We start from the raw sequence: 14100 nt of genomic DNA, 5'->3' as shown, positions 1-14100 counted from the left end.
CTACAGCTTTTTCTATTAACCATATAGGTTGGGGGTAATACTTATTCCAGATATAGAAAGACTACCTGTATGGTGCTGATTTATTGGAAATCAGTCAGTATCTCTCCGTTTAAATCGGCTACATACCATTTTATGCTGATTACTTTTCCACGCCATCCATAATCAGGATCATTGTAATCAATGCATTCAACAGGAATCAGCAAATACTTGCCCAAGGCAGTGATTCCGGCAGAGTAGTCAAGCTTGCTGTTGGGAGTATAAGCTATTTTGATGAAATCAGTTACCAGATTCTTATAATTTGTTCCCGATGTAAAGCGAGATAACGTTATATATTTCTTTTTATCCAGTTTTATCCGGTAGCTATACTTGTTTACAATGCTGACGGCACCAGGATTATTAATGTTAGTGGACGTTAATTTGTCCGTTTTTACATTATAAGTGTAATACACGGAGTAATTACCCTGTTCATCAAAATAGATTTTATCACTGCTATAGGTCAGAAAATCAGTAGTCATATTATCATGGATAATACTGGTGGCCTTTTCTGTATTGTTATATTTTACAAGGGTTCCGTACCAGAAGCTGCCGCTGCCTTCGTAGGTTCCAAACTGGTAATAGAGGTTTCCTTTAATGGATATAATGTCAGAAATAATAGGGAATTGGTCACTAAGCTGCTCTGTTTTAAGGGAAGAGAGTACCGTGGGTTTTGTACTGCCGCTTTTTAAGGACAACAGCTGAATCTTTGATGTTGCAGCTTTATATTGTCCGAAATAAAGGGTTGTGCCTATGCTTTTTATAAACCGAAAACTGCTGTTACCGGTGTATAACAGTACAGACTTCTTATCAGCAGGTGATTTCATATAAAGCAGGTTTTTGGTATCTTTCTCTACAAGGCAGTAAATACCCTTTTTATCTGCATACAATACGGTACCCTTGCTTACAGTCTGCTGGTTCTCCCCCTTTACAGAGACGGAATAGGTAGTATATTCTATACTGTCTGTCTCATTGCTGGTATAGTAAAGAACATTATTATAAACTACCATGGAACGGATATAGTTGTCTGAGGAGACGATTTTGTTCTTATCTCCGGTAACAGGATTGATGCGATAGATATCGTAGCTGTCTTTGGAACCTTGCACGGTTTGGATATAGTAAATATAACCGTTGTCCTCCAGCATGGGAGGATATCCATAAACGAAACCAGTTGTTTCTGATTCCGCCTGTGCAGTACCGGTGTTGAACATTGCTGTCAATAGCAGCAGGGAAAGCATAAAGCAAAATACTCTTTTGAGCTTCAATAATTTCATAGTATTTCCTCTTTTCTTTAAATATTTTATTTAAACTCGTACAGGTCACATTGTTCCTTTCATATATAACCTTTCCATACACTCTTATGAGCTGGCAGCTATAAGTTTCCTTTCTTTAAATTATACTCTTAGCTGGCTATCAATACAATAGAAACAGTATGTTTTAATCCTGATACTGCTTGTGCTATAATGTCATTTAAGAGCAAAAGATAGAGAAATAACTTTATCGTTATAGGCTTTATCACTGTAATTATGTGTTTACAGGTACAGAAAGGAAGAAAACGATGGAACAGCGTATTCTATTAGTTGATGATGAGACAGGTATTCTAGAGATGCTGGAGATTATTCTCAGAAAAGAAGGCTTTCAATATATATACAAAGCGAAATCCGGAGGAGAGGCATTGCAGCACATAAAGGACTGCGAACCGGATCTTATCGTGCTGGATATTATGCTTCCCGACATCAGCGGACTTGAATTATGTATGGAATTAAGGAAAAATTCAGATATACCTGTGTTATTTCTAACAGCTAAAACCTCAGATTATGATAAACTGGCTGGCTTTGCAATGGGTGGAGATGACTTCATAACAAAACCCTTTAACCCCATGGAGGTTGTTGCCCGTATCAAGGTACAGCTGAGACACCGCAGGATTAACCTGCAGGAGGATAAGAAGAATATACTGGAATATGATGATTTTATAATCCAGAAGAATTCCTGTGAAGTCAGGAAAGGGGAGCGTATTATAAAATTTACTGCTATGGAATATTCTCTTCTGCTATTTTTAGCGGAACATCCAAATCGGATTTTTACCGTTGCTCAATTGTATGAATGTGTTTGGGGGCAGATGAATCTGGGGGATGAAAAAACGGTTGTAATGCATATCTCTAAAATTCGTAAGAAAATAGAACCGGACAGTGAGAACCCACGTTATATTCATAACCTTAGGGGATTGGGGTATAAATTTATTCCTCATAAAGTATGACAGCCAGAAAGGACAGGTTAGATGAAACGGTTATTTAAAATAGGTATGAAAATACTGTCTTTTATGGTATTACCGCTCATTGCGTATATATTAAGCTACAGTTTGCTGATGCTGGTGTTTATCTTTGTACAAAAGAACATTTCCTTTTTACATGATACTGATATGGAAATATTCAGAAAAACAGTCATTCTGCTGTCAGGAGCCAATGTAGCTCTTTTGGTTTATGCAGTCGTTATAAGACCCATATTACATATTATCCGATGGATACAGAACTTATCACAGGAAATATACCAAATACCTAAGGGTATGGAATATACCGTGGGTGGACATAACACAGGGAATAGTTCCGTCTTAAATTGTTCAATTAATTTTTTCTACAAAGATCTTTTCCTGCACATGGAGATGCTCACGCATAAACTGAAACAAAATGAAATAGAGAGGGAAATTGCCGAAGAAAACCGCAGAGAATGGATAGCAGGAATCACCCATGATCTGAAAACACCCCTTTCGTATATACAAGGCTATTCCTCTATGATCGTGGCAGAGCAGTACCATTGGTCTTATGAGGAGCTGAAGGACTTTGGCTCAAAAATAGAGGAAAAGTCAAAGCATATCAAGGACCTGATTGATGATTTAAATATCACCTTTCAATCCGACTCCGGAAAGCTTACCTTAAAGAGAAGCAGAGCAGATATAATAGAATTCCTGCGAAATACAGTCTTGGATACAGCCAATTCTCCAAGGAGCAGTGAATATCAATTTTCTTTTGTTACAGAGAGTAAGAGCTATGATATGAACATTGATAAGGTACTGTTTCAAAGGGCCTTACAGAATATACTTATGAATGCAATACTTCACAATCCGCCCGGAACAGAAATTGAGGTATGTGTAAAATCAGAGATAAGAGGTTTGCAGATCAGCATATCGGATAATGGAAAAGGTATGGATGAGGAGGAAGTAAACAAGCTATTTGAACGCTATTACAGGGGTATTCCCACGGACAGTCCTGCGGAGGGTTCCGGTCTTGGTCTTGCCATTGCAAGACAGTTAATCGAGCTTCATGACGGCTTAATCAAAGCAAAAAGCATAAAGGGGCAAGGGACTGTCATAGAAATATCCTTCCCCTGCTAAAAATTTTTTACTTACATTTTACTTTACTTTACCTGAGAATAAGTTTCACAATTTATACTCCTTATGAACAGCAATATGAAGGAGGAAAATTGATGGAGAATTATATAATTGAGACAGAAAATCTGACTCGCTGTTTTGGAAGCCAGATCAGTGTAGATCATATTAATCTGCGGGTGCCGGAAGGTAAGATCTATGGGTTTTTAGGAGCAAACGGAGCAGGAAAGACAACTACCATACGAATGCTGCTCAGTCTGCTTCATCCCAATGAAGGTTCGATTCAGATTATGGGGCATTCCCTTAAAGCAGAAAGAGAACAGATACTGCGAAATGTGGGATCACTGGTTGAAGCTCCCTCCTATTATGGTCATCTATCTGCTTACAAGAACCTGAAAATCATCTGCGGACTTCTAAAGCTGCCGGAAGAGAGCATCGGTGAAGTACTGGATATTGTACGACTGACGCCTTATGCCCATAAGTCAGTTAAGGGGTACTCTCTGGGGATGAAACAGCGGTTGGGACTTGCCCAAGCTCTGATTCGGAAACCAAATCTGCTTATTCTGGATGAACCTATTAATGGCTTAGACCCTGCCGGAATCCAGGAAATCCGTAATCTGATGCTGTCTTTGGCAAGAGAACAGGGGATTACTATATTTTTATCCAGTCATATCCTAAGTGAAATTCAGTCTATCTCGGATTATGTGGGTATTATTCAAGCGGGTAAAATGATATTTCAGGATAGTATCCAGGAACTTGAGAAGAAAAGCCAGGTAAGGCTTTCCATTATAACGGACAGAACAGAGGAGGCTTGCAAAGCTCTTCTAAGTTATGGAGCAGAGGTTAAAAAGCAGGGAAATGAACTTCTGATAACTGTTACAGATCAGATGGACCAGGCAAAAATATTTAATCTGCTGCAGCCTTTTTCCATACTGAACATCAGTGAGAAAATAGCATCCTTAGAGGATATCTTCTTAGAGCTTACGGGAAAAGAAGGGGGCTTATAATGTTAAGAATGCTTCTATCGGAATACCGGAAGTTGAAAAAGATATGTTTTGGAATACCGGTTATCAGTGCAGTTATTTTACTGCTGTTTACCTGCATTGAGTGGTATCTGTACTTCAGGCAGGGGGAGGCAGGTATTTATGCAGGCTTGAACGTCGTATACATGTTTCTCTCTTTTACCATACTGCTTACAATCTCCTTGTTATGCAGCATAATGTTTGAAACAGAGCATCAGGCACAGGGACTTAAGCTTATTTTTACCATGCCTGTCAGCCGAAGTGGGCTTTACCTGGCTAAGGCTGCCTGGGTAATCCTTTTAATGCTTGGCTGCTGTCTTATGATACTGACAGGAGCTTCTCTTATTTGGGTTGTTTATACAGACCAGCCCTTGCCTTTTCTTTTTTTAGTAAAACAGATTCTGGGTTCTTTTATCTCTGCCCTTCCTGTTCTGGCTATTCAACTGTTTCTCTCTAGCTTCTTTGCCAATCAGACCTTTCCCATGGCGGTGGGTACTATAGGTGCCCTATCCAGTTTGTTTCTTGTGAGGTTCGGAGGAAAGATTTTGTATATACTACCTTGGGCATATCCTTCTATGGCAAGTCCTTTTATAGAAGGTTACCTAAGGTGGATATTGCTGGGAGGTACTCTGGGAGTTGGGTTGCTTATTCTCGGAGCCCTGTATTTTAGTAAAATGGAGATGAAATAGAAGAACAGTTCATATGCAGATTAGTGCCTGGGGCCAAAAATTTGCAGACTATTTAGAAAGGTAAGGTTATTAAATGTATAAATTAATACTGGCAGAAATAAGAAAGGTAAGATGGTTTTTGATCTTTCTGCTTATTACAATGGATGTGGCAGCAAGCTACGTACTTGCTGCAGGCAGTGTCCGGTCGTTAACAGATTATTTTGCACCCAATTGGCATACCCTTTATTTTCAGGCAGTTTCCTTTCACGGGATGTTTTTGCTGCCAATGTTTGGGGGAATCTTTGCAGGCTTTCTATGTTTTTATGAACATAAGAACGGTGCCTGGAAGCAGCTGCTTACCATGCCTTTTCCGCGTTGGAAAATATATTTCGTTAAGTTTGTGATGCTGCTTATTCTCTTATTGATATTACAACTGGTCTTCCTGGCAGGTTACCTGGTAACGGGAAAGCTGATTCAGGCAGAGGATGCCATACCGTGGAAAACAGTGCTGACGGGAGTGTTTGGGGGATGGCTTGCCTGTTTCCCCCTCGGAATGCTCCAGATTATTCTGTCTACCAGATTTAAATCCATGGGGACGGCACTATTGTTTAGCATATCAATGGTAATACCCAATATTGTTATAACAGGGCTTCCTTCCGTATTAGGAGCATGGTTTCCCTTTGCACCGCCTTATTATGCCATGTTTCCTCAGGGAATGAACCTTTCCCCGAATCTGGAGCTGCTTCCCTTTACAGTAATTCTTACAGTTACCTTCCTTGTGTATTTTGCATTAGGATTAAAGTCCTTTATTTGCAGAGAATGGGTATAAAGAAGGTGGAAATCTAGAAACAGGGAGGCTTCTAAAGAATCCTCCCTGTTATAATATGAACATTTATAAACTATTTTACGTTGTTAACGGCTCTCTTTACATAGGTGGTATGAAGTACTTCATGAGCCTTATGGCTGCCGGGTTTACCAAAATACTCTGCATACAGCTGCTTGATTGCAGGATTTGTATGAGACTTGCGGTAAGGCATGGAGCTGTCAAGGTCATATAATACCTTGGCACGAAGTGCTCTGATATCATTAAAGTTACGGATATTAGCAGGTACCTGAGGCATACCGCCGCCGTTTACACAACCACCGGGGCATCCCATGATTTCTATGAAGTGGTATTCTGCTTCGCCGTTCTTAACTTTTGTAAGAAGCTCTTTGGCATTGGTTAAACCGGAGGCAACTGCCACTTTAACATCCATACCGGCAACATTATAGGTTGCTTCTTTAATGCCTGTTACACCTCTGACTTCCTTGAAATCAAGGCTCTTTAATTCTTCACCGGTTAATTCCTCCACTGCGGTACGAAGAGCTGCCTCCATAACACCGCCGGTAGCACCAAAGATAACGCCGGCACCGGAGGACATTCCAAGAGGAGAATCAAATTCTTCATCGGGAAGAGCGAGGAAATTGATGCCGGAGCGATTAATCATTCTGGCAAGCTCTCTTACGGTCAGAGCAATATCCACATCCGCTACGCCGGAAGCATCCTGATCTTCTCTGCCGATCTCAAATTTCTTGGCGGTACAGGGCATGATGCTGACCATAACGATATCTTTGGGATCAATGCCCATCTTCTCGGCATAGTAGGTCTTAGCGGTAGCACCGAACATCTGCTGAGGGGATTTGCAGCTGGAGAGATTCTCTGTCATATCAGGGAAATAATGCTCGCAGTATTTAACCCAGCCCGGAGAGCAGGAGGTGATTAAAGGCAGAACTCCGCCGTTTTGTACACGGTCAAGGAACTCATGAGCTTCTTCCATTATGGTTAAATCAGCAGCAAAGTCCGTATCGAATACTTTGGCAAAGCCAAGTCTTCTAAGTGCAGAAACCATCTTGCCTTCTACGTTGGTACCGATGGGAAGACCGAATTCTTCGCCAAGTCCCGCACGAACGGAAGGAGCTGTCTGAACGATTACATGTTTGCTGGAATCAGCTATAGCTGCAAATACTTCATCGGTATAATCCTTCTCGGACAGTGCTCCGGTAGGACATACTGCGATACACTGACCACAGGACACACAGCTGGTCTCGCCTAAGCCCATATCAAAAGGGGAGGCAATATTGGTCTTAAAACCACGGTCATTGGCACCGATTACACCTACGCTCTGCACCTTGTCACAGACCGCGGAACAGCGTCTGCAGAGGATACATTTGTTGTTGTCACGGTACATATGTGCTGCGGAGTAATCTATTTCATATTCTATATTTTCGCCGTCGTAATGGCCTTCTTTCTCAACCTTTAGATCCTTGCTTAATTTCTGAAGCTCGCAGTCACCGCTTCTTACGCAGGATAAACATTTCCTGTCATGAGTGGAAAGGATTAATTCCAGTGTCTTTCTTCTGGAATTCAATACTCTTGGAGTGTTGGTCCACACTTCCATCCCTTCATTTACGGGATAAACGCAGGATGCAACAAGGCTCCTGGCTCCTTTTACTTCCACCACGCAGATACGACAGGCTCCGATTTCATTAATTTCCTTTAAGTAGCAAAGGGTAGGTATTTCAATATGTGCCAGCTTTGCTGCTTCTAAAATAGTAGAGCCCACAGGTACAGCCATTTCTGTACCGTTTAACTTTATATTAACGGTTTCCATCTTTTTCCTCCATTCTTGCACATGCATTTTGTGCATCTGAATTTGTGCCGAGGATTTCGCAGGCACAAATTTGTGGTTGAAAATGCATTTCTTTCAACCTAAACCTCCTCCTATAATCTTATGAACAGGTTTACTGTTTGGATATAGCACCAAAACGGCATTTTTCCATACATGCGCCGCATTTGATACACTTGCTCTGGTGGATTAAATGAATTTCCTTTACCTTGCCTTCAATGGCGCCGTTAGGACATACTCTTGCACATAAAGTACAGCCCTTGCACTTATCAGCATCGATAACATAGGAAAGAAGTGCTTTACATACACCGGAAGGACATTTCTTATCCACAACATGAGAAATATATTCATCCTTGAAGTATTTAAGGGTGGAAAGTACAGGGTTTGGTGCTGTCTGGCCCAGACCGCAAAGGGAATTATCCTTAATGTGGTAGCAGAGTTCCTCCAGGGTATCCAGGTCTTCCAGGGTTCCCTGGCCCTTTGTGATTTTCTCCAATATCTCGTAAAGGCGTTTGGTACCGATACGGCAGGGAGTACATTTTCCGCAGGATTCTTCAACGGTAAACTCTAAGAAGAATTTGGCGATGTCAACCATACAATTGTCTTCATCCATAACGATAAGACCGCCGGAGCCCATCATGGAACCGATATTTATAAGGTTATCATAATCAATGGGAATGTCATAGTGTTCGATAGGAATACATCCGCCGGAAGGACCGCCGGTTTGAGCTGCCTTGAATTTCTTGCCATTGGGGATACCGCCGCCGATTTCTTCCACGACTTCTCTTAAGGTTGTACCCATAGGAATCTCCACAAGACCGGTGTTCTTAATCTTACCGCCAAGAGCGAATACCTTGGTTCCTTTGGATTTCTCAGTACCCATATCAGCAAACCATTTGGGTCCGTTTAATATGATCGGAGGTATATTTGCATAGGTTTCTACGTTATTTAAGATAGTGGGTTTTCCAAATAACCCTTTCTGTGCAGGGAAAGGAGGTCTGGGACGAGGCTCACCTCTGTTGCCTTCGATGGAGGTCATAAGAGCTGTTTCTTCACCGCAAACGAAAGCACCGGCACCAAGTCTTAAACCAATATCAAAGTTAAAGCCGGTTCCAAAGATATCCTCACCAAGCATTCCGTATTCTCTTGCCTGTTTAAGAGCAATCTCAAGACGGTCTACAGCAATGGGATATTCCGCACGTACATAAATATAGCCCTGTGTTGCGCCGATGGCATAACCTGCAATAGCCATGGCTTCAAATACTACGTGGGGGTCACCTTCTAAAACGGAACGATCCATAAAGGCACCCGGGTCACCTTCATCGGCATTACAGCAGACATATTTCTGGTCAGCATCATTGCCTTTGGCAAGCTTCCACTTTAAGCCCGTAGGGAAACCGCCGCCGCCTCTGCCGCGAAGACCGCTGTCTAAGAGGGTTTGTATAACATCATCGGGAGTATACTCGGTAAGTACCTTACCAAGAGCAGAATATCCGCCGTTTCCGATGTATTCTTCAATATTCTCAGGATTGATGACACCGCAGTTACGAAGTGCGATACGATGCTGCTTCTTATAGAAGTCGGTTTCATTTAAGGATTTAATGCCATCGTCTGTAACAGTTTCTGTATATAAAAGACGGGTAACGGGTCTTCCCTTTAATAAATGCTCGGTAACGATTTCCGAAATATCCTCTTCTTTTACCATGGAATAGAAACAGGCATCGGGATAAACTATCATAATGGGTCCCAGGGCACAAAGTCCGTGACAGCCTGTCTGAACCACGGAAACTTCCTTCTCCAGACCGTTTTTCTCTATTTCAGACTGCAGGGTTTCGATTATCTTAACACTTCCGGAGGAAGTACATCCGGTACCGCCGCATACTAATACGTGTGAACGAAACATGCCTTATATCCTCCCTTCAGAGCTGATGGTGTATTTGTCAACAACTTTACCGCCTAAAAGGTGCTGTTCAAGAACCTCCAGTGCTTTCTCCGGTGTCATCTTTACATAGGTTACTTTTTCTTTACCGGGTGCAAATACTTCTACAATAGGTTCATATTGGCACAGTCCTATACAACCGGTCTGTACAACAGCTATATCTGTAAGGTTTCTTTCCTGAACGGCATCGGAAAGAGCAGTGAGAACGGGTCGTGCACCACTGGCAATACCGCAGGTCGCCATACCTACCACTACTCTGGTCTGGCTGGCAGTTTCGGAACGCAGACCGATCTGGCCCTGCATTTTTTCTCTGATAGCCTGTAACTCTTCAAGAGTTTTCATAAGATATCCTCCTTATTTATAATGAGAACTGTATCAATCCAATGTTTGAGACTTTGTTAAAAACTTATCAAACTTGGATGCGTATATCTTTTAATATCTATATCGAAACGGATGTATTAAAATGCTGCTAAAAGTAAATACCTTCATTTGCTTCTTCATGATTCTCCATAAGAAAATTCTTTAAGAATACTGTGACCTCAGGGTCATTTAGAGGAACATTGTGAAGTAGGGAGCGCATTTCTCTGGTATCCAGTACAAAGCTCTTATCGTCCACGCTGTAGGTATAGACAAAGTCTATAGCCGGATGGAAGGTAATCAGGCTGTACAGGGTACTGTTCATATCGCCAAGCGGCATTCGGTCAATGTGGGTTAGCTGAAAGGAAGCGTAAACTTTCGTTCCTTTACCAGGTTCTGATTCCAAATGAAAATCTCCTTCGCAGCTTAAGGCCGCCTGTTTAAAGAAGGGAATTCCCAGGCCTACCTTTCTGGTAGTCCTTGTGGTATAGAAGGGATCCTGTGCTTTGGCTGCTGCTTCCTCTGTCATACCGCAGCCGTTATCCTTTATCTCAACCTTTAAAAGGTTTAAGGATTGGTCTATCTGTACGGTTATTTCAATAAGAGTGGCATGAGCACTTACCGAATTCTGTGCAATATCTAATATGTTTAACGAGATCTCAGTCATCATGGATTGGATTACTCGTATTTTGTAAGTATATCCTTAACATCGTCTACCGAAAGTCTGCCGTATACATCATCATTTACTGTAAGTACGGGAGCAAGACCGCAGGCACCGATACAGCGACAGGCATCTAAGGAGAATTTGCCGTCAGGTGTACATTCACCACCCTCTATATGAAGCAGCTCGGCTAACTTGTTGAAAATATCACCGGAGCCCTTAACATAACAGGCAGTACCTAAACATACGGAAATTTTGTATTTTCCTTTGGGATTTAAAGAAAACTGGGAATAGAAAGTGGCTACACCATATATTTTTTCAAGCGGGATATCCATCTCGTTTGATATAATGGTCTGAACTTCTATAGGAAGATAGCCGTAAATACTCTGTGCTTCCTGCAGAATGGGCATTAGGGCACCTTTGTCATCTTTATACTTATTAATGACTTTGAGAAGCTCCGCTTCCTGCTCTTTTGAGCCGGCAAACGGGACTGTTTTTTTCTGGGAACTCATTCTTTAACCTCCTTGATTTTGTGGCTGTTTGTACGTTACCTGTCGAAATATTTCATAATTTCCATTCGACAAACAACATCAGTATAACATGTTATTGATAAAAAATCCACAGATATATTAAAATTAACAATTGTAACAAATGGAAAACAGAGAATATTAAGCTATTAATGCAAAAATGATAGAAGTTGAAAAAAAACACCGTCAATGTTATACTGTGTGTAAATTAATAGATTGATAAATTGTATAAATTGTACATGCAAATAAAAGAGTTTTGTGAATGTATATATAAAGCAGTGTTAGAATTAACGAACAATAAGTTTATTGAATTTAACATTTTATTTAGGCAGTTTCACAAGTAAATGTAATTAAGGCAGAGTGAAATGTCTTTTATTTCACAATACTGTTATTTCACAGATAATTCGTAACTGTGATTAAAGATACAGGCTATGAGAAAGGTGTGGTAATATTATGACAATTCATGATGTAATGGATATACTTGGTGCCAGGCTCGTATGGGGAGAGGATTACCTGGAGCGTGAGGTCCATACTGCCTGCGGAGCGGATATGATGAGTGATGTCCTGGCCTTTGTAAAGGATCAGTCCGTGCTGCTTACTGGCCTTTGTAATCCACAGGTTATAAGGACTGCAGAGATGATGGATATTATCTGTATCGTCTTTGTGCGGGGCAAGGTACCGGATGAGGTGATGACAGAGCTGGCAAAGGAAAGCCATATTGTGCTCCTTGCTACGGATAAGCAGATGTTTCCCGCCTGTGGTATGCTTTATGAGAGAGGATTAAGGGGAGGTGCTGCCCATTGAGTCAGAATATACAGCTTAACTATCAGGTATCAGCAGAGGATTTTACAAGAGCGGGAGAAGCCTCCAGTGATGTAAAATCCAAATTAAAGCAGATGGGAGTAAATCCTGAGATTATAAGGAAAGTCGCTATAGCCATGTATGAAGGGGAGATAAATATGGTTATTCATGCACAGGGCGGAGTAATTCAGGTGACGATATCTCCGGAGGAAGTACATATGGTGTTAAAGGATAAGGGGCCAGGAATACCGGATATCGAGCTTGCCATGCAGGCAGGTTATTCCACAGCTCCCGATAAGGTAAGATCTCTGGGGTTTGGTGCCGGTATGGGACTGCCTAATATGAAGAAATATTCTGACGTGATGAATATTGAGACAGAACTCGGAATAGGTACTACGGTAACAATGACGGTGAAGATACAGTAATGGGTAATGGGGTGTTTCAGTTTAAACTGTCTGTTTGAGCAGTATCCCTGGCAAGCCGGGGGTATATATGGGGGTTCGTATGGATAAATTTTTTACTGCTGTTCGTCTGCAGGAGGACTTGTGCAAGGGGTGCATTAACTGTATAAAAAGGTGTCCGACTCAGGCTATCCGGGTTCGAAAGGGAAAGGCTGTTATAACAAAGGAGTTCTGTATTGACTGCGGGGAATGTATAAGAATCTGTCCTCATCATGCAAAGCTGGCAGTATATGATCCCTTGAGTATATTAGAAGATTATGAGTATACCGTGGCTTTACCTGCACCTGCACTATACGGTCAGTTCAATAATCTGGAGGATGTTAACATTGTATTGACGGCGCTTAAGAAATTTGGCTTTCATGACGTATATGAGGTCAGCGGGGCTGCCGAGCTGGTATCGGAATTATCCAGAAAGTACCTGGAGGAACAGGAGCAGAAGATGCCCTTTATCAGCACCGCCTGTCCTTCTGTGGTGCGTTTGATCCGGGTACGTTTCCCGGGATTAATAGAACATCTGCTGCCCATAAAGGCGCCGGTAGACCTGGCAGCAGCACTGGCAAGGGAAAAAGTTGTAAAGGAAACAGGGCTTCCGGCAGAGAAGATCGGTATTATCTTTATCAGCCCCTGCCCTGCAAAGGTAAGCGCAGTTAAGAACCCTCTGGGATATAGTGAGAGCGAAGTAGACGGAGTGATTGCCATAAAGGATATTTATCCGAAACTTATAAGCCTTATGAAAGAAGTGGAGGAGAAGCAGGAAATAGAAAATCTTGCCATATCCGGTAAAATCGGCATCAGCTGGGGAGGAACAGGCGGAGAAGCCGGAGGACTTCTTACGGATAATTACCTGGCAGCAGACGGAATTGAGAATGTTATAAGGGTACTGGAGGATCTGGAGGACCAGAAATTTTCCTCCCTTGAATTTATAGAGCTAAATGCCTGTAATGGAGGCTGCGTGGGAGGAGTGCTTACCGTTGAAAACCCCTTCGTGGCAAAGGTAAAATTAATCCGGCTGCGAAAATATATGCCGGTGGCCTGTAATCATCTGGACGGCAGGGAGGTAAAGCACTGGGAGTGGAATCGTGAGGTTACCTATGAACCGGTATTTAAATTAAGTGAAGACCTGCAGGAGAGTATTTCAATGCTTGCTAAGGTGGAAGAGTTGTGCGGGAAATTCCCCGGTCTTGACTGTGGTTCCTGCGGGGCACCTACCTGTAAGGCGCTGGCAGAGGATGTAGTCAGAGGTGCTGCCGGAGAGCAGGACTGTATTCACATTTTAAAGCAGTATATTCACAGGCTGTCCGGCGAAATCAGTAAATTTGATAACTAATACTGAAGGATAATGTTTCGTATCAGGTAGTGCAGAGGTGTGTTCCCAATTTAGCGCCAAAATTAATATTTCAATTAGATATACAATTAAAAGCAGAATTAATATTAGGCAGGCATAGTTGTCAGGGGAGCTTTACCGAAGAGCAGACATATGCTTTCGAGGCACTAAATGATACTTATACGATTATAAGGAATTACTAAATAACCAGATCTTAATAATGGATAAACATGAAATACATCCTACAGATGTAATTTCA

The 14100-nt window shown here is 41.9% G+C and carries 14 protein-coding genes; 8 read left to right on the top strand and 6 right to left on the bottom strand.

Annotation, left to right across the window (positions count from 1 at the left end):
* Nucleotides 1-80: 80 nt before the first annotated feature.
* Nucleotides 81-1307: a DUF5050 domain-containing protein gene (locus BR73_RS0101345; protein WP_033164088.1), complete on the bottom strand. Its 1227-nt coding sequence runs from the start codon at nt 1305-1307 to the stop codon at nt 81-83.
* 284 nt (nt 1308-1591) lie between these two features.
* On the opposite strand from BR73_RS0101345, the gene BR73_RS0101340 reads away from it, so the two are divergent.
* The 5 genes from BR73_RS0101340 (at nt 1592) to BR73_RS0101320 (ending at nt 5934) form a co-directional block, all read left to right on the top strand.
* Nucleotides 1592-2290: a response regulator transcription factor gene (locus tag BR73_RS0101340; RefSeq protein WP_033164087.1), complete on the top strand. Its 699-nt coding sequence runs from the start codon at nt 1592-1594 to the stop codon at nt 2288-2290.
* 21 nt (nt 2291-2311) lie between these two features.
* A complete protein-coding gene (locus BR73_RS0101335; protein WP_051684890.1) occupies nt 2312-3421 on the top strand; it encodes a HAMP domain-containing sensor histidine kinase in 1110 nt (369 codons plus the stop codon).
* 92 nt (nt 3422-3513) lie between these two features.
* On the top strand, nt 3514-4422 hold the full coding sequence (locus BR73_RS0101330) for an ABC transporter ATP-binding protein (RefSeq protein ID WP_033164086.1): 909 nt from the start codon (nt 3514-3516) through the stop codon (nt 4420-4422).
* Nucleotides 4422-5126: an ABC transporter permease gene (locus BR73_RS0101325; RefSeq protein ID WP_051684889.1), complete on the top strand. Its 705-nt coding sequence runs from the start codon at nt 4422-4424 to the stop codon at nt 5124-5126. Before BR73_RS0101330 ends, BR73_RS0101325 begins: the two co-directional genes overlap by 1 nt.
* Before the next feature lie 73 nt (nt 5127-5199).
* The gene (locus BR73_RS0101320; protein WP_033164084.1) at nt 5200-5934 is read left to right on the top strand and encodes an ABC transporter permease; all 735 of its coding nucleotides are present in this window, start codon (nt 5200-5202) and stop codon (nt 5932-5934) included.
* Between the two features lie 70 nt (nt 5935-6004).
* Here BR73_RS0101320 and BR73_RS0101315 read toward each other — a convergent pair whose 3' ends face one another.
* From BR73_RS0101315 to BR73_RS0101295, 5 genes are all read right to left on the bottom strand, one after another.
* Complete coding sequence (locus BR73_RS0101315; RefSeq protein WP_033164083.1) at nt 6005-7756, bottom strand: NADH-dependent [FeFe] hydrogenase, group A6; 1752 nt, start codon at nt 7754-7756, stop codon at nt 6005-6007.
* Between the two features lie 130 nt (nt 7757-7886).
* Nucleotides 7887-9674: an NADH-quinone oxidoreductase subunit NuoF gene (locus tag BR73_RS0101310; RefSeq protein ID WP_033164082.1), complete on the bottom strand. Its 1788-nt coding sequence runs from the start codon at nt 9672-9674 to the stop codon at nt 7887-7889.
* A gap of 3 nt (nt 9675-9677) precedes the next feature.
* Nucleotides 9678-10052, bottom strand: coding sequence for a (2Fe-2S) ferredoxin domain-containing protein (locus BR73_RS0101305; protein WP_033164081.1), 375 nt, complete (start codon nt 10050-10052; stop codon nt 9678-9680).
* Between the two features lie 127 nt (nt 10053-10179).
* Nucleotides 10180-10737 (bottom strand): ATP-binding protein, encoded by a 558-nt coding sequence (locus tag BR73_RS0101300; RefSeq protein WP_033164080.1) that lies wholly within the window; start codon nt 10735-10737, stop codon nt 10180-10182.
* A gap of 8 nt (nt 10738-10745) precedes the next feature.
* Nucleotides 10746-11240: an NAD(P)H-dependent oxidoreductase subunit E gene (locus BR73_RS0101295; RefSeq protein WP_033164079.1), complete on the bottom strand. Its 495-nt coding sequence runs from the start codon at nt 11238-11240 to the stop codon at nt 10746-10748.
* Between the two features lie 468 nt (nt 11241-11708).
* Here BR73_RS0101295 and BR73_RS0101290 point away from each other — a divergent pair, with 468 nt between their 5' ends.
* The 3 genes from BR73_RS0101290 (at nt 11709) to BR73_RS26650 (ending at nt 13844) form a co-directional block, all read left to right on the top strand.
* Nucleotides 11709-12059, top strand: coding sequence for a DRTGG domain-containing protein (locus tag BR73_RS0101290; RefSeq protein WP_033164078.1), 351 nt, complete (start codon nt 11709-11711; stop codon nt 12057-12059).
* Complete coding sequence (locus tag BR73_RS0101285) at nt 12056-12481, top strand: ATP-binding protein (RefSeq protein WP_033164077.1); 426 nt, start codon at nt 12056-12058, stop codon at nt 12479-12481. The genes BR73_RS0101290 and BR73_RS0101285 overlap by 4 nt, the downstream gene beginning before the upstream one ends.
* A 79-nt stretch (nt 12482-12560) precedes the next feature.
* Nucleotides 12561-13844 carry a [Fe-Fe] hydrogenase large subunit C-terminal domain-containing protein gene (locus BR73_RS26650; RefSeq protein WP_156034566.1) on the top strand — a complete coding sequence of 428 codons (1284 nt, stop codon included), beginning with the start codon at nt 12561-12563 and terminating at the stop codon, nt 13842-13844.
* Nucleotides 13845-14100: the final 256 nt, after the last annotated feature.

Origin of the sequence: Clostridium sp. KNHs205 (assembly GCF_000702945.1) — a bacterium.
Lineage (GTDB): Bacteria > Bacillota > Clostridia > Lachnospirales > Lachnospiraceae > Anaerocolumna.
This window is presented reverse-complemented; position numbering and strand designations above follow the sequence as displayed.